We start from the raw sequence: 16,682 nt of genomic DNA, 5'->3' as shown, positions 1-16,682 counted from the left end.
TGATCAGGCATGTTTTAAGGCTTGGCCCGCGTATTGCTGTACTCGATGCGCCAGCCGGGTAAATTGCCGATTTCATTAAATCCGCGGGCTGGATTTAACAACAACGATAACGATCTTTCGAGGACAACAACATGAGTGACAACAAACCGCCATTGAACCCGCATCCATTGAGCGAATACGTGGCCTGGGCCGGTAATCGCAATCGCGAACCGATTTTAGGCGTATTAAAAGAGAAACTCCCCAAAGATAAAGGTCGGGTTTTGGAAATGGCCAGCGGCAGCGGCATGCATATCAATTTTTTCGCGCCGCATTTCGACCACTTGCACTTCCATCCGACTGATAAGGATCTGGACGTCTTCGATAACATCAAGCAATTGACGGTGGATCACGGTAACGACAATATTGCCGACCCGGTCCATTTGGATTTGACCGATCCCGACACCTGGTTCAATCCCGGCGCGAAAGGCAGTTTCGACGCCATCTTTTGTATCAACATTTTTCAGGTTGCGCCGATCTCCATCGCCGACGGCATGATGGAGTGCGCCTCGCACTTGCTCGACAATCAGGGTATTTTGCTGATTTACGGCCCGTTCCGCGTGGAAGGCACTTTTACGACCGATTCGAACAAGGTGTTTCACGAAACTCTCAGTTCGGCGGGTGTTTCCGAGTGGGGCTTGAAAGATGTCGCCGATTTACGCGCCGCGGCCGAGCGGCACGGCATGGAATTGAAGGAGCAAATCGACATGCCGGCGAATAATTTCTCGCTGATTTTCGGCCGAAAATCCTAAGGAGGAGCGATGAGCGGATTCGGGTCGGCGGTTGTCATCGGGGTAGGGCCGGAGCGGGGATTGGGCGCCGCGTTGGCCAAACATTTCGCCGCGCAAGGGTTGCACGTATTCATTGCCGGACGTAGCGCCGGCAAACTGGAGCTGGTCGCCGAAAAAATCGCCCAGGCGGGCGGTCGGAGTAGCGCGGTAGTGGCCGATGCCACGTGCGAAACGGATGTCGAGCGTCTGTTCGACGCGATTCGCGAAAGCGGCTTGCCATTGGCGATCGCGGTGTATAACGTCGACAGCAACAACTGCGCGCCGTTGCTGGAAACCGACAGCGATATGTTTAGCCGCCTGTGGCGGCAAAACTGTCTCGGCGGGTTTTTATTCGGGAAACAGGCGGCCGCGATCATGCAATCCCAGGGACGTGGCACGTTGATTTTTACCGGCGCGACGGCCTCAACCCGCGCCAGACCGCCGTTTACCGCGTTCGCCACCGCCAAAGCTGGCTTGCGGGCCTTAGCGCAGGGCATGGCGCGGGAGTTCGGGCCCAAGGGTGTCCACGTCGTTCATACCATTATCGACGGCGTTATCGACGGCGACAGGGCAAGAGGCCAGTTTTCCCGATACGTCTCGACCAAGGGCGACGACGGCTTGTTAAAGCTGGAGGCGCTGGCCGAAAGCTACTGGGCGCTGCACCGGCAGCATCCCAGCGCCTGGACGCAGGAGCTGGATTTTCGACCCTTTAAGGAGCCGTTTTGAACAGATTGGCCGATCGATCGGCGCAAGCCAAGACTCGTCGGCGCCGACCGATAAGTTAACGATCGTCAAACGGTTTTCGTGCACGGGAAATTACAGGATCGGTTTGTGAGCGGCGATTGGGAGTATTCCTAGACCAGTATGTCGGTACGCCTTCCAACGCCTTTCAGAGTAAACACACTAATTCAAACGAGGTAGACGGATGAAAATATTTTTGTATGCGGAGTTCCAAGTGGCGATTCCGTTCGAGCATATTGATTGGAGACCGATCAATGTCGAGATGAAAACATATCCGGGTTTAAAGTCCAAAACTTGGTTGAGCGGTATCAACAATCACACGGTAGGCGGTTTTTACGAATTCGATTCGATAGAAAATGCCCAACGTTATATCGACGGCTTGTTACTGCCGTTTACCCAACAAGTGAAGGGCAATTTGTCGGTAAAACTGTTCGATGGCGACGTCACCCAAGACGCCAATATCGGCATGGACTCCCCGTTTTATACGGGTGGATAGCTTGGATGACGATGACGTTGCCCGTCGCGTTCAATACCGGAAGCCACGCACTTGAAATTCGTTAGAAGACGTCACGTTTACGCCAATATCGGCACGTTACCCTGGCGTTTCCTGGCGATCGGTCGCAAAGTCCGGCGCAGGGACGCCTAATGCGCGAGGGATGATCGTAACCGTACGCGGGGCGATGAAATCCACGTTGATGTTCTCGGTACTGCCGGCGCTATCGACGATGATGGAAATTTCCTTCGAGACCTGGACTTTCTTTGCGCTGCCCAGTTGTTCCACCAGGCGGAAGCCCAGCTCTTCGGGAATCACCGTGCCGCCGGTCAGAATCGCCATGTCTTCCAGCATGGCTTTGCGGCGGTCGCCGAAGCCGGGCGCCTTGACCGCGCAGACTTTCAATATGCCGCGCAAGGTGTTGACCACCAGGGTCGCCAGCGCTTCGCCTTCTACGTCTTCGGCGACGATCGGTAGCGAACGGCCGGCTATGGAGACTTTTTCCAACGGCGGGATCAGATCGCGGATGTTCGATATTTTCTTGTCGTGCGGCAGGATATAAGGATTTTCCAGTTCGGCGGTCATGCCTCTTTTTGGTTGGCGAACTACGGCCAGATGTAGCCGCGGTCGAACTGAATGCCTTCCACCACCTCCAATTCATTCTGCATGCCGGAGCCTTCTTCGACGGTAATCACGCCTTCCTTGCCGACCTTGTCCATCGCATCGGCGACGATTTGACCTACAGCGTCGTCGGAGTTGGCCTAAATGGTACCGACTTGGGCGATGGCTTTGCTGTCGGTGCAGGGCTTGGAGAGTTTTTTCAATTCCTCGACCGCGACGCTAACGGCTTGGTCGATGCCGCGCTTGATGCCCATAAGATTGGCGCCGGCCGAGACCGATATTAAACCTTCGCGGACGATGGCTTGCGCAAGACCCGTGGCGGTGGTAGTGCCGTCGCCGGCCACGTCGGAAGTCTTGGAAGACATTTCCTTGACCATTTGGGCGCCCATGTTCTCGAACCTGCCTTTCAGCTCGATTTCTTTTGCTACGGAGACGCCGTCCTTGGTCACGGTCGGCGCGCCGAAACTGCGCTCCAATACTACATTGCGGCCTTTCGGGCCCAGAGTTTGTTTGACGGCATCGGCCAGAACATTCACCCCGCCAGCATGCGTTGGCTGGCTTCGTCGGCAAATAACACTTGTTTGGCAGCCATAAATGCTTTTCCTCCAAAAACACTTAAATCGGAACGTTAAAAATGAATCATCTTGGAAATTCAGCCTTCTAAGACGCCGAGGATTTCGTCCTCGCGCACCACGACATGCTCGACGCCGCCGACCTTGACTTCGTCCCCAAGCGAAATTACATCTGCGATTGCAGATAATTTTCCAGGCCGACTATTTGGATCAGACCCAATTGCTGTTCCAGCCAATGGGCGTGGTCTTCTTCGGTGTCGTCCAGCATCACTTCCAGGATTTCGCGGGTTTGGTAATCTCGCACGCTTTCGCAGTAGGCGATGACTTTGCGCAACGCGCCGACTACCGAGATTTCCACCGCCAGATCGTTTTTCAGCATCTCCGGCACCGTCGCGCCGACCAACAGCGGGTCGCGTTTGGACAGATTCGGCGTCCCTTCCAGGAACAGAATCCGCTTGATTAGCGCGTCGGCATGGTTGGTTTCGTCCTGTACTTCGTGGGCGATGCGCTCGTACAGTTTGTGTAATCCCCAGTTCTGATACATTCTGGAATGCACGAAGTATTGGTCTATCGCCGTTAGCTCGCCCGCCAGCAGTTCGTTGAGGTAGTCGATGACTTGTTTGTCGCCTTGCATATCCGCTCTCCCGTGTTGAATTGTCTGGGGACTATGGTAATACAAAACCCTTTGGTCCGGTGGTGTTCCGGGCGGTGGCTCGGGCTTTTCCGGCTTTCTAACTATACTCAGGACGTCCACCGCATTCGCGGTAGCGATTCCTGATTAATGAAGGTTCTCACCTTGGCTCCACGGATTGGCGATTGGCGCCGTTCACGGTAAGCTTGGGCTGGCTTCGATCGGCGTCGTCCAGGAGGGGAGATATGTCCGAGTTAAAGACCACACCACTTTACGATTTGCATGGCCGGCTAGGCGCGAAAATGACCGCCTTTGCCGGTTATCGGATGCCGGTGCAATACCGAAACGGCATTCTGCGCGAGCATCGGCGTTGTCGAGAGCAGGCCGGATTGTTCGATATTTCGCACATGGGTCAGTGTCTGGTGCTGGGCAAGCATGCCGCCGAAGCACTGGATCAATTGACGCCGGGCGGCATGACCGAACTTACGATCGGTGCGCAGAAATACTCGGTGTTAACCCACCCCGACGGCGGCGTGATCGACGACATCATCGTCACCCGGATTCCGTCCGGGGTATCGATTGTCGTCAATGCCGGCTGCAAAGCCGGCGATTTTGCCTATCTGCAATCCGTTTTGCCCGCTTCTTGCGAATTCGTCGAGCAGTCGGAGTTGGCTCTGTTGGCATTACAAGGACCGGCGGCCGCGACTATTCTCGAAAAGCTTTCGCCAAGTGCCGCGACCTTGAAATTCATGCAGGTTTGCGACGACGACATCGCCGGGATTGCCTGCCACATTAGTCGTAGCGGTTACACCGGCGAGGATGGATTCGAGCTGTCGGTGCATGTTGACGATGTCGAGCGGCTAGCGGTTTTGTTGCTGGAACAGGATGGCGTGGCGCCGATAGGCTTGGGCGCCCGCGATACCCTGCGTTTGGAAGCCGGTTTATGTCTGTACGGCCACGAGCTGAGTGCCGATATTAGCCCGGTTGAGGCCGGGTTGTCGTGGGTATTTAAACAAGGCCATCAAGATTTTCCAGGCAGTTCGATCATTCTGCCGCAGCTGCAACACGGACCGCGCCGGCGAAGGGTCGGATTGAGCATAACCGGCAAAATGCCGGTGCGCGATGGTGCCAAGCTGTTTGCCGGCGAGCGGCCGGTCGGCGTTGTCACCAGTGGCGGTTATTCGCCGACGCTAGGCCGGCCGATCGCGATGGCCTTGGTCGAAGCGACCTACAGCCGAGTGGGTACCGAACTGCTTGCCGAAGTGCGGGACCAAGCCGTTCAGGCCAGCGTTTGCCGGCTGCCCTTTGTTCCTCACCGTTATCGGAGATAGGCTATGTCGGAACGTCTAGGTCTCGATCAATTGGAAATGCGCGGCAACTTCATCCAACGTCATATCGGCCCGGACCGCGAACAGGCTCAAGCCATGTTGGCCGCGTTGAGTTTGGAAAGGCTGGAGGACCTGATCGATAAAGTGGTGCCGGCCGACATTCTGAACCGTGAGCCACTCAAACTTACCGAAACCATCAGTGAGCGGGCGGTCATCAAATATCTGCGGCGGATGCGCGAGCGCAATCAGGTGCTGACTTCGATGATCGGCATGGGCTATTACGACACTATCCTGCCGTCGGTGATCAAGCGGAATGTCCTTGAGAATCCGGGTTGGTATACCGCCTACACGCCCTATCAGGCCGAAGTGAGCCAGGGCCGGTTGGAGGCGCTGTTGAATTTCCAGCAGATGATCATCGATCTGACCGGAATGGAACTGGCGAACGCTTCGCTGCTGGACGAAGCCACTGCGGTCGCCGAAGCGATGACGATGTCGCGGCGGCTGGCGAAGAGCTCGTCGAATCTGGTGGTCGTGGACCGCGATTGCCATCCGCAAACGATCGCCGTCGTGCAAACTAGGGCCAGTTCGTTGGGCTATTGCGTGCTGGTGACCGACCCGTTCGACGCTTTGGAACAACATGAGTTTTTCGCGCTGATTCTGCAATATCCGGGCTGTAGCGGCGAGATTCATGATTTGACTGCCCCCATTGCCATCGCCCACCAAAAGCAAGCGCTGGCGACGGTGGCCGCCGACTTGCTGAGCTTGGTGTTGCTGAAGCCGCCGGCGGCGTTCGATGCCGATATCGCGGTCGGCAGCGCGCAGCGCTTCGGCGTGCCTATGGGTTACGGCGGTCCGCACGCGGCTTATTTCGCCACCCGCGACGAGTTCAAGCGTTCGGTGCCGGGCAGGATCATCGGCGTGTCCAGGGACGTGCACGGCCAGATGGCCCTGCGCATGGCCTTGCAGACTCGCGAGCAGCACATTCGCCGCGATAAGGCGACCAGCAACATTTGTACTTCTCAAGTATTGCTGGCTGTGATCGCCGGTTTTTACGCGGTTTACCACGGTGCGGCTGGCTTGCGTTTGATTGCCGGTCGGGTGCATCGCTACGCGCAAATTCTGGCCGCCGGCATCGTCGAAAGCGGGCATCAGGTGGTTAGCCTTTGTTATTTCGATACGATTGTCGTCCGCTTGCCCAACCGAGCCAAACGCATTGCCGCCCAAGCCGAGGAAGCCGGCATCAATCTGCGGGTGATCGACGCCGATCACGTCGGAATTTCGCTGGACGAAACCACGACTCGGGATCATCTGCGGGCGCTGTGGCAGGTGTTCGTGTCGCCGGTCGCCGATTTGCCGGACATCAACGGCCTGGATGGTCGATTGAGCGAATGCATTCCGGAAAACCTGTTGCGCGGCGACGCGATTTTGCAGCATCCGGTGTTCAGCCTTTACCACTCCGAAACCGAGATGATGCGCTACATGCGCCGGCTGGCGCGGCGCGACATCGCGTTGGATAGGTCTATGATTCCGCTCGGTTCGTGTACGATGAAGTTGAACGCGGCGACCGAGATGCAGGCGATCTCGTTTTACGAATTCAACGCGATGCACCCCTTCGTACCGCTGTATCAAGCCCAGGGCTATCAGCAATTGTTCGCCGAATTGGAAGACATGCTGTGCGACCTGACCGGCTTTCAGGCCTTTTCGTTTCAACCGAACGCCGGTTCGCAGGGCGAATATACCGGCTTGCTGGTGATCCGCAAATTCCTCGACGTCAATGGTCAAAGCCAGCGTACGGTGTGCTTGATTCCGGCGTCCGCGCACGGCACCAACCCGGCAAGCGCGGCGCTGGCCGGGTTGCAAGTCGTCGTCGTGGCTTGCGACGACCACGGCAACGTCAGCGTCGACGATTTGCGCGCGAAATTGGCCGAACATGGCGATCGCGTCGCGGCCTTGATGATTACCTATCCCTCAACCCACGGCGTTTACGAACAGGCGTTCCGGCAAATCTGCGAACTGGTGCATCAAGCCGGCGGCCAGGTGTATATGGACGGCGCCAACTTCAACGCGTTGGTTGGATTGTGCCGGCCGGGCGCGATAGGCGCCGACGTAATGCATTTGAATCTGCACAAGACCTTCTGCATTCCGCACGGTGGCGGCGGCCCGGGCGTCGGGCCTATCGGCGTGCGCGAGCATCTGGCGCCATTTCTGCCGGATCATCCGGTAGTGGAGGGCGTCAATCCGCTGAAGGGCGAACATGGCACGGTCGGCACGGTGTCGGCGGCGCCGTGGGGCTCGGCTAGCATATTGACCATCTCCTGGGCTTACATTGCGATGATGGGCGCGGCCGGTCTGAAACGGGCCACGCTGACCGCGCTATTGAACGCCAATTACGTCGCGCGCCGGTTGGCGCCGCACTATCCGATTCTGTACACCGATGCGAACGGCTGGGTGGCTCACGAGTGCATCATCGATTGCCACGAGTTCAAGAAGACCGCCAACGTCAGCGTCGAGGATATCGCCAAGCGTTTGATCGACTACGGCTTTCACGCGCCGACCGTGGCGTTCCCGGTCGCCGATACTTTAATGATTGAGCCGACCGAAAGCGAAAATCGGGCCGAAATCGACCGCTTTTGCGATGCGATGATCGCGATTCGGTATGAAATCCGCGAGATCGAAGCAGGGCGCGCGGCTATCGACAACAATCTTTTGCATAACGCGCCACATACGCATAGGCTGTTGCTGCAGGAATGGAACTTGCCGTATTCGCGGCAACAAGCACTGTTTCCGGATAGCCACCAGCATGACGACAAGTATTGGCCGCCGGTCGGCCGCATCGACAATGTCTACGGTGATCGCCACGTGTTCTGTAGCTGTCCTTTGGATTGGACGGAAGCGGATTCAGGCGCGGTTTGATGCTTGCAGCGACTCGGTATTTTTAGCTTCGGCGCGCCAATTCTCTTCGAAAACCGCGCAAGTGAGCGGAGCGCGACAGGGAAGTCAGTGGAAAAAGCTTGCAACAAAAAAAAACATCGTTATAATGCCCGAATCGAATGACAGACTTTAGGCGCGTAGCTCAGTTTGGTTAGAGCACCACCTTGACATGGTGGGGGTCGGTGGTTCGAGTCCACTCGCGCCTACCAAATATAAAGCACCGCATGACGGTGCTTTTTTTATTGTGGGATCGAAAAATGCCGGTAATTACACTTCCAGACGGTTCTCAACGCCAATTCGACCAAGCGGTTACCGTAATGGATGTCGCCACGTCCATCGGCGCGGGTTTGGCAAAAGCCACCCTGGCGGGCAAGGTCAATGGCCGATTAGTCGATGCGTCCACGCTTATTGAAACCGATGCCACTCTGCAAATTGTTACCGCCAAGGACGATGAAGGCGTTGAAGTGATTCGCCATTCGACCGCGCATTTGCTGGCTCAAGCCGTTAAGCAGTTATTTCCTTCAGCGCAAGTCACGATCGGTCCGGTCGTCGAAAACGGCTTTTACTACGATTTTGCTTTCGAACGCTCGTTTACGCCCGACGATTTGGCGGCTATCGAGAAGCGCATGCAAGAACTGGCTTCGCAAGATATATCGGTTAGCCGGTCGGTGTCGTCGCGCGACGAGGCGGTTAGCTTTTTCGAGGGTCTGGGCGAAAAATACAAGGCGGAAATCATTGCTTCGATTCCGGCCAACGAAGATCTGTCGCTCTATAAGCAAGGCGATTTCACCGATTTGTGCCGCGGCCCGCATGTGCCGAGCACCGGCAAACTAAAGGCGTTCAAATTAATGAAGATCGCTGGCGCCTATTGGCGCGGCGACTCCAAAAACGAAATGCTGCAACGCATCTACGGTACCGCCTGGGGCGATGCCAAGGAATTGGCGGCGTATCTGCATCGGCTGGAAGAGGCCGAAAAGCGCGACCACCGTAAAATCGGCAAGGTCCTGGATTTGTTTCATACCCAGGAAGAAGCGCCGGGCATGGTATTCTGGCACGACAAAGGCTGGACCATTTATCAACAGATCGAGCAATACATTCGCGAAAAATTGCGAGTGAACGGCTACGGCGAAGTCAAGACTCCGCAGATCGTCGATCGCAGCTTGTGGGAAAGGTCGGGTCACTGGGATAAATTCAGTGCGATGATGTTCACGACCAATTCGGAAAATCGCGATTACGCGGTCAAGCCGATGAACTGTCCGTGCCACATCCAGATTTACAACCAAGGCATCAAGAGCTATCGCGATTTGCCGGTCCGCTTGGCCGAATTCGGTTCCTGTCACCGTAACGAGCCGTCGGGTACCCTGCACGGTTTGATGCGGGTCCGCAACTTTGTCCAGGACGATGCCCATATTTTCTGCACGGAAGATCAGATCCAGTCCGAGGTTTCGGCGTTCATCGATCTTTTGTTCGAAGTGTACAAAGACTTCGGCTTCGATCAAGTGATCATCAAATTGTCGACACGCCCTGAAAACCGGGTCGGAGATGACGCGGTTTGGGATAAGGCGGAAGGCGCTCTTGAGTTGGCCTTGAACAACAAAGGCCTGGACTGGCAATTGCAACCTGGGGAAGGGGCTTTTTACGGTCCGAAGATCGAATTTTCATTAAAAGATTGCATTGGCCGGGTTTGGCAGTGCGGCACGATACAGGTGGATTTTTCGATGCCGGCCCGTTTGGATGCCAGTTATATCGGCGAAGACAGCGCTCGCCATGTGCCGGTGATGCTGCACAGAGCGGTGTTGGGCTCGTTGGAGCGTTTCATCGGTATTCTGATAGAGCAATACGCCGGAAATTTTCCGTTGTGGCTGGCGCCCGTCCAGGTCGTCGTGATGAATATTACCGACAAACAGGCCGATTACGCCGAACAAGTGCGTCTGGAGCTGGAAAAACAAGGTCTTAGAGTTAAAATTGACTTGAGAAACGAGAAGATAGGCTTTAAAATCCGCGAGCATTCCATGCAGCGTGTACCGTATTTACTGGTAATCGGTGACAAAGAGATGGAGAATAGGACCGTCGCGGTGCGTACGCAGCAAGGTGACGATCTGGGAAGTCTGGCGGTTTCGGAGTTGGTTGAACGCTTGAAACACGAGATTGCCGACAGGAAATAATAACAACGTGGAGGATTAGGGTATCAGCTCTAAAAAAGATGCAACACGCTTAAATACCGATATTACCGCTAGACGGGTTCGGGTGATAGGCGCAGAAGGTGAACAAGTCGGTGTAGTCTCAATAAACGAAGCTTTACAGCTTGCTTACGACGCAAATCTGGATCTTGTCGAGATTTCGCCGAATGCCGATCCTCCCGTTTGTAAAATCATGGATTTTGGCAAGTATCAGTTTGAGCAGAACAAAAAACTGCAAGCTGCCAAGAAGAAACAAAAGCAAATCCAGATTAAGGAAATCAAGTTCCGACCGGGCACCGAAGAAGGTGATTACCAGGTCAAGATTCGGAGTTTGGTCAAATTCCTCAACGAGGGCGATAAAACTAAGATTACCGTGCGTTTTAAAGGTCGCGAACTGACTCACCGTGAGTTGGGTATGGACTTGTTGAAGCGTATCGAAACCGACCTGGAAGAGCTGGCCTCCGTCGAGCAATTCCCCAAGTTGGAAGGTCGGCAGATGGTCATGGTTATGGCCCCGAAAAGAAAGAAATAATTAAGATTTCGCCGTTTCGATAAACGGTAGTCCGCGCGGGATGGTGCGGTCTTAAGGGCGTTTTGCCCAAAAATTCAATGGGGCCAAGCATTTTGCCTCACTGGGTTTTTTCTCAGGGATTATTACTTTGACTCACTGGAGAAAACAAATGCCAAAACTGAAAAGCCACAGTGGCGCGGGTAAGCGCTTCAAGAAAACCGGCACCGGCGGTTTCAAATGCAAGCAATCGCATAAGCGTCATATCCTGACCAAAAAAACCACCAAACGTAAAAGACAATTGCGTAAAACAGCCATCCTGCATCCATCGGATACGCCATTGGTAGCACGCATGCTGCCTTATAGTTGATCGATTCGTCATTTGCAGAGAGAGTTAAAACATGGCTAGAGTTAAACGCGGTGTCACCGCTAGAGCAAGACACAAAAAAATCCTGAAATTGGCTAAAGGCTATTATGGCGCCCGCAGCCGAGTCTATCGCGTCGCCAAGCAAGCGGTCATTAAGGCCGGCCAGTACGCTTACCGCGACCGTAAGGCTAAAAAACGCCAATTCCGCGCTCTGTGGATCGTGCGTATCAACGCTGCCGCGCGTCAGTTCGGCATATCCTACAGTCGCTTGATCAACGGTTTGAACAAAGCCAATGTTGCCATCGATCGCAAAGTCCTGGCCGATTTGGCCGTGCGCGACATCGAAGCGTTTGGCGAGATAGCCAAAGTCGCTATCGCCAACCAAAGCAAACCGTAACAAAATCCGAGTCGTCCGCGCGGACGACTCGCGGTCGCTACCTCTCCGCCAAGGCGGGGAGGGCTCCCCGGGAATCCGCTAAAGGGAGCGGTTACCCCCTCAATGTCAGACTATAGTGAGCTGAGTCGTGTCGGCTGGTATCGAAGATATTATTACGCAGGCATTACAAGCGCTTGCCAATGCACAAGATCTGGAACAGCTGGATCAGATCAGGGTTCATTATTTGGGCAAAAAAGGCCTGTTTACGGAGCGCATGAAGGCCCTGGGCGGTTTGGACCCCGAGCAGAGACGGAGTGTCGGTCAAGTTATCAATAATGCCAAAACCGCCTTTCAGGACGCGCTCGAAACGCGTAGGCAGTTGCTGGAGAATGCCGAACTCGAGGCTCGTTTGGCTGCGGGGCGAATCGACGTCACGTTGCCCGGTAGAGGGCAATCCAGCGCCGGACTGCATCCGGTAACCGTCACCCAGCGACGCATCGCCAAGATCTTCGCGGACGCCGGTTTTACGATCGCCGAAGGTCCGGAAATCGAAGACGATTACCACAATTTCGGCGCGCTCAACATACCCGAGCATCACCCGGCCAGGGCGATGCACGATACCTTTTATTTCGATGCGCATACCGTGCTGCGCACCCATACGTCGCCGGTACAAATTCGGGTCATGGAATCGGAGAAGCCGCCGCTGAAAGTCATCGCGCCCGGCCGCGTCTACCGTTGCGATTCCGATATGACCCATTCGCCGATGTTTCATCAGGTTGAGGGCTTTCTGGTCGATACCGACGTCAGCTTCGGCGACCTGAAGGGCGTCATATTCGAATTCCTGCGGGCTTTTTTTGAGAAGGAAGTCGACGTCAGGTTTCGGCCGTCTTATTTCCCGTTCACCGAGCCGTCGGCGGAGTTCGACGTTTCATGCGTCATGTGCGACGGCCAGGGCTGTCGCGTCTGTAAACAGACAGGTTGGCTGGAAGTTGGCGGATGCGGGATGATCCATCCGGAAGTCTTCAAGTCGGTCGGTATCGATCCCGAGCAATACTCGGGTTTCGCCTTCGGAACCGGTGTTGAGCGCTTGGCAATGATGCGTTACGGTATCAACGACCTGCGGATGTTCTTCGAAAACGACTTGAAATTTTTGCAACAGTTTAGGTAACGGTGGATTGAATCATGCAAGTTAGCGAAGCCTGGTTGAGGGAGCTGGTTAACCCGCCGATCGATACCGCCGCCTTGGTTGCTCAACTGACGATGGCCGGCTTGGAAGTCGATGCGGTCACGCCGGTCGCGGCGGAATTCAGCGGCGTCGTCGTCGCGGAAGTGCTGTCGACCGAGCAGCACCCCAACGCCGATAAGTTAAGAGTCTGTCGAGTCAATGTCGGCCAAGCCGAGCCTCTGCAAATCGTTTGCGGTGCCAGCAATGTCCGGCCTGGTTTGAAGGTGCCGGCCGCTCTGATTGGCGCGATCTTGCCCGGCGACTTCAAAATCAAGGAATCCAAGTTACGCGGTGAATTATCGTTCGGCATGCTGTGTTCGGAAAAAGAACTCGGCCTTGCGGCGACTTCAGACGGTTTGATGGAGCTGCAAAGCGACGCGCCGGTAGGCGTCGATATTCGCGAATATCTGTTGTTGAACGACAATATTATCGAGTTGGGATTGACGCCTAATCGAGCCGATTGCCTCAGTGCGGTTGGCGTTGCCAGGGAAATGGCGGTATTGAACAAGCAGGCGTTTACGCCAACCGAACCCGCCGCCGCCGAAATCGGTCATTCGGACGTGCTGGAAGTTCAGGTTGAAGCACCGGAAGCGTGCCCGGTTTATTTGGGACGCTTGATTAAAGGGATTGCTAGGGATGCCAAAACCCCGCTCTGGATGCTGGAACGCTTGCGTCGTAGCGGTGTCCGAGGCTTGAGCGCGGTTGTCGATGTCACCAATTACGTGCTCTTGGAATTGGGTCAGCCCTTGCATGCGTTCGATGCGGCTAAGCTGGCCGCGCCCGTCGTCGTTCGGCGCGCTAAGGCGGGCGAATCGCTGGCGTTGTTAAACGACCAAACCATCGAGTTGGACGACGGCAGTCTGATTATTGCCGATCAACGCCAATCCCTGGCATTGGCCGGTGTGATGGGCGGCAAGGACAGTGCGGTATCGGATCAAACTTGCGATATTTTCTTGGAATGCGCGTTCTTCACGCCGATTAGCGTAGCCGGCAAGGCTCGGCAATATGGCTTGCATACCGATTCGTCCCACCGTTTCGAACGTGGCGTCGATTTCAGATTGCAACATCGGGCCCTCGAGCGCGCGACGCAATTGATACTTGAGATTGCGGGTGGTAGCGCTGGTCCGATCACGGAAGCGGTCGACGAAGATGCGCTGCCGGCCCGTAGTCCGGTCAAGTTGCGTAGCGACCGAATTGCGAAGATACTCGGAATCGAGTTGTCCAACGAAGCGGTCGCAACCTTATTCCAGGGCTTGGGAATGACGGTTGCGCAAGTCGCGGATGGTTGGGAAATCACCCCGCCAGGATTTCGTTTCGATATATCCATCGAAGCGGATCTATTGGAAGAAATCGGCCGCATCCATGGTTATAACAACCTGCCCAGCAGCAATTTGCGCATGCGCGCCGAACTGGGCAAAGCGCCGGAAAATCGCTTGACGCTCGAGCGGTTGCAAGACGCATTGGTGGATAGAGGCTATCAGGAAGTTATCACGTACAGCTTTGTCGATGAGGCGATGCAAAAGGCCGTCGCACCCGGTGCCGAATTTATACGGATTCAAAACCCGATTTCGTCGGAACTGGCGGTCATGCGTACCACGCTCTGGTGCGGTCTGTTGAACGCCGCGCTTTACAACACTCATCGCCAACAAAGTCGAGTTCGCTTGTTCGAGTCCGGCCTGCGTTTCGTATATCGCGATGGTCAGATCCAGCAGCAAAAAATGCTCGCCGGGCTGGCCCTGGGTAGCGTTCATGCGGAACAATGGGCAGAGAAGGCCCGTAGGGTCGATTTCTTCGATGTGAAGGCTGATGTCGAAGCTCTACTCGCGTTAGGTGCGTCAGCCGCCGGTTTCCGCAGTGCTCAACATTCGGCCCTGCATCCTGGTCAGTCGGCTGAAATCGTTGGTTTAGAGGGCGACAGTATCGGTTGGCTGGGAATGTTGCATCCTTTGTTGGAAAAGCAGTTGGGTTTCGATAGTCCGGTATTTTTATTTGAATTGGCTCTCGATGCTTTAACGATTCGGCAAGTGCCCAGTTTCAGCCCGCTGTCTAAATTCCCGTCGGTACGTCGGGATTTAGCATTGGTGGTCGATCAGGCCGTTGCCGCCGGCGATATCGTCCGTTGTGTCCTAGACTGTCGGGAACCGGCTATTCGGGAAGCGGCGATTTTCGACGTCTACCAAGGGCAAGGCGTCAGTGAAGGTCACAAAAGCGTGGCCTTGAGCGTGGTATTACAGGATTTCGAGCAAACTCTGACCGACACTGAAATTGATGCTATATTTCGCAGGGTGCTCGATACTTTGGCGACCAATCTGAATGCAAAATTGAGGGAGTGATTGTGGCATTAACCAAAGCAGACATTGCGGAAAGACTCTTCGAAGACCTAGGCTTGAACAAACGAGAAGCCAAGGAAATTGTCGAATTGTTTTTCGAAGAAATTAAACGTTGCCTGGAGACCGGGGAGCAAGTGAAAATTTCCGGATTCGGCAAATTCGAGCTGAGAGACAAAAACGGCCGACCGGGCCGTAACCCTAAAACCGGAGAAGAAATCCCGATTACTCCACGCCGGGTCGTGACGTTCAGAACCGGACAGAAACTGAAAGCCCGAGTGGAAGCCTATGCTGGAACCCAGTAATAACAACGAGTTGCCGGTTATACCGGCGAAGCGCTATTTCACGATAGGCGAAGTTAGCGAACTATGCGGGGTTAAGCCCCACGTATTGCGCTATTGGGAGCAGGAGTTTAGCGAACTCAGTCCGGTAAAACGCCGCGGCAACCGCCGTTATTACCAACGACACGACGTATTGCTGATACGGCAAATCAGAGCGCTGTTGTACGAGCAAGGCTACACGATAGGCGGCGCCAGGGCGCATCTGGCCAGCGGTAGCGCCAAGGAAGACACGCTAAGGACCAAGCAGCTTATCCACCAGATGATAAGCGAACTGGAAGATATTTTAGAACTTTTGAAGTGATCAATCGGCAAAGCCGTGCTACAATAACCGGCTAATTTAGTTCATCAGCATTTCTTTTCGGGGCGTAGCGCAGCCTGGTAGCGCACTTGTCTGGGGGGCAAGTGGTCGTGGGTTCGAATCCCGCCGTCCCGACCAATTAAATCAACTACTTATAAAGCATGTGGTTGCTATAAGTTTCAGAATTGTCATTTCGGTACAACAATTTTCAATGCTTGCCGACTGATCGTTACTGGAAAGCTACTTACTCTCTTTGCTCTAGCCGGACTTGGTTAAAATCCTGGTCATCCAAATTAGTTGCAAACTAATCCCGGCCTGATTACCAAATTTTCTGGCAATATCTACGTTCAGCCACTCTAACGTTATACTATTCGGCCAACCGAATCGTTAGATAGGACTCCTGATTTATGGATAAAAACGAAAAGAAAGCCCTCAGCGAAACCGACATCTGCGACCTTTTCATCACTCCAGCTATCCGCGACGCCGGCTGGGACGCCTCCGACAAATCCGCCGCGAAGTAACTCTAACCCCTGGCCCCATCGTCGTTCGTGGCAATGTTTCCTCGCGCAATAAGAAAAAAAAGAAATTTGCCGACTATGTGCTGTAGTGAGAACCCGGCGTGCCCGTTGCGGTAGTCGAAGTCAAAGACAACAACCACACCGTCAGCCACGGTCTGCAACAAGCTTTGGGCTATGCCGAAATCCTGCAAGTGCCTAGCGCCTTTAGCTCCAACGGCGATGCGTTTGCCGCACACAACAAAGTCCCAGCTCCTAACGAAGACATCGAAACCGAATTCACCCTGGATGCCTTTTTGCCCCCAGACCAACTCTGGCAACGCTACAAGCAATTTCGCGGAATCACCGACCAAAACGAAAAACTGGTCATTCAGTCCCGAGGCTTCCGGTTTCTGGAGTGGGGCGAAGTCTCAGCAGCGCCG

The 16,682-nt window shown here is 54.9% G+C and carries 14 protein-coding genes, 2 tRNA genes and 2 pseudogenes; 16 read left to right on the top strand and 2 right to left on the bottom strand.

The window, feature by feature from the left end; genetic code table 11:
* The first annotated feature begins 131 nt into the window (after window positions 1–131).
* From ACQE3E_RS12425 to ACQE3E_RS12415, 3 genes are all read left to right on the top strand, one after another.
* A complete protein-coding gene (locus tag ACQE3E_RS12425; RefSeq protein WP_064029751.1) occupies window positions 132–788 on the top strand; it encodes a DUF938 domain-containing protein in 657 nt (218 codons plus the stop codon).
* Window positions 789–797: 9 nt separating this feature from the next.
* Window positions 798–1,532 carry an SDR family NAD(P)-dependent oxidoreductase gene (locus tag ACQE3E_RS12420; RefSeq protein WP_071156607.1) on the top strand — a complete coding sequence of 245 codons (735 nt, stop codon included), beginning with the start codon at window positions 798–800 and terminating at the stop codon, window positions 1,530–1,532.
* Between the two features lie 199 nt (window positions 1,533–1,731).
* Window positions 1,732–2,043: a hypothetical protein gene (locus tag ACQE3E_RS12415; RefSeq protein WP_064029747.1), complete on the top strand. Its 312-nt coding sequence runs from the start codon at window positions 1,732–1,734 to the stop codon at window positions 2,041–2,043.
* Window positions 2,044–2,241: 198 nt separating this feature from the next.
* On the opposite strand, the pseudogene groEL reads toward ACQE3E_RS12415, so the two are convergent.
* Both groEL and bfr read right to left on the bottom strand, forming a co-directional pair.
* Window positions 2,242–3,253 (bottom strand): annotated as a pseudogene (gene groEL, locus ACQE3E_RS12410) (chaperonin GroEL); the annotation flags it as partial.
* A gap of 146 nt (window positions 3,254–3,399) precedes the next feature.
* Window positions 3,400–3,867, bottom strand: a complete 468-nt coding sequence (bfr, locus tag ACQE3E_RS12405) for a bacterioferritin (RefSeq protein WP_071156611.1) — start codon at window positions 3,865–3,867, stop codon at window positions 3,400–3,402.
* Between the two features lie 242 nt (window positions 3,868–4,109).
* On the opposite strand from bfr, the gene gcvT reads away from it, so the two are divergent.
* From gcvT to ACQE3E_RS12340, 13 genes and pseudogenes are all read left to right on the top strand, one after another.
* Entirely contained in the window at window positions 4,110–5,195 is a 1,086-nt protein-coding gene (gene gcvT / locus ACQE3E_RS12400; protein ID WP_427500592.1) for a glycine cleavage system aminomethyltransferase GcvT, read from the top strand.
* Window positions 5,196–5,198: 3 nt separating this feature from the next.
* Window positions 5,199–8,105, top strand: a complete 2,907-nt coding sequence (gene gcvP / locus ACQE3E_RS12395) for an aminomethyl-transferring glycine dehydrogenase (RefSeq protein ID WP_427500591.1) — start codon at window positions 5,199–5,201, stop codon at window positions 8,103–8,105.
* Between the two features lie 149 nt (window positions 8,106–8,254).
* Window positions 8,255–8,332 (top strand) — tRNA-Val (locus tag ACQE3E_RS12390).
* Window positions 8,333–8,380: 48 nt separating this feature from the next.
* Window positions 8,381–10,288 (top strand): threonine--tRNA ligase, encoded by a 1,908-nt coding sequence (gene thrS / locus ACQE3E_RS12385; RefSeq protein ID WP_427500590.1) that lies wholly within the window; start codon window positions 8,381–8,383, stop codon window positions 10,286–10,288.
* Between the two features lie 22 nt (window positions 10,289–10,310).
* Window positions 10,311–10,835 (top strand): translation initiation factor IF-3, encoded by a 525-nt coding sequence (gene infC, locus ACQE3E_RS12380; protein ID WP_082885574.1) that lies wholly within the window; start codon window positions 10,311–10,313, stop codon window positions 10,833–10,835.
* 148 nt (window positions 10,836–10,983) lie between these two features.
* Window positions 10,984–11,181: a 50S ribosomal protein L35 gene (rpmI, locus tag ACQE3E_RS12375; RefSeq protein WP_054761633.1), complete on the top strand. Its 198-nt coding sequence runs from the start codon at window positions 10,984–10,986 to the stop codon at window positions 11,179–11,181.
* A 31-nt stretch (window positions 11,182–11,212) separates the two neighbouring features.
* On the top strand, window positions 11,213–11,575 hold the full coding sequence (rplT, locus tag ACQE3E_RS12370; RefSeq protein WP_064029735.1) for a 50S ribosomal protein L20: 363 nt from the start codon (window positions 11,213–11,215) through the stop codon (window positions 11,573–11,575).
* A gap of 127 nt (window positions 11,576–11,702) precedes the next feature.
* A complete protein-coding gene (gene pheS, locus ACQE3E_RS12365) occupies window positions 11,703–12,722 on the top strand; it encodes a phenylalanine--tRNA ligase subunit alpha (RefSeq protein ID WP_064029733.1) in 1,020 nt (339 codons plus the stop codon).
* A 14-nt stretch (window positions 12,723–12,736) separates the two neighbouring features.
* Window positions 12,737–15,112 carry a phenylalanine--tRNA ligase subunit beta gene (gene pheT / locus ACQE3E_RS12360; protein ID WP_313730217.1) on the top strand — a complete coding sequence of 792 codons (2,376 nt, stop codon included), beginning with the start codon at window positions 12,737–12,739 and terminating at the stop codon, window positions 15,110–15,112.
* Between the two features lie 2 nt (window positions 15,113–15,114).
* Window positions 15,115–15,411, top strand: a complete 297-nt coding sequence (gene ihfA, locus ACQE3E_RS12355; protein ID WP_426993711.1) for an integration host factor subunit alpha — start codon at window positions 15,115–15,117, stop codon at window positions 15,409–15,411.
* Entirely contained in the window at window positions 15,395–15,748 is a 354-nt protein-coding gene (locus ACQE3E_RS12350; RefSeq protein WP_064029728.1) for a MerR family transcriptional regulator, read from the top strand. Before ihfA ends, ACQE3E_RS12350 begins: the two co-directional genes overlap by 17 nt.
* Before the next feature lie 58 nt (window positions 15,749–15,806).
* Window positions 15,807–15,883 (top strand) — tRNA-Pro (locus ACQE3E_RS12345).
* 269 nt (window positions 15,884–16,152) lie between these two features.
* Window positions 16,153–16,634 (top strand): annotated as a pseudogene (locus ACQE3E_RS12340) (type I restriction endonuclease subunit R); the annotation flags it as partial.
* Between the last annotated feature and the right edge of the window lie 48 nt (window positions 16,635–16,682).

The sequence above is a fragment of the Methylomonas sp. MED-D genome, from assembly GCF_050276835.1.
Classification (GTDB): Bacteria; Pseudomonadota; Gammaproteobacteria; order Methylococcales; family Methylomonadaceae; genus Methylomonas; species Methylomonas koyamae_A.
The sequence above is the reverse complement of the archived record's forward strand: the minus strand, read 5'-3'. Positions and strand labels throughout refer to the sequence as shown.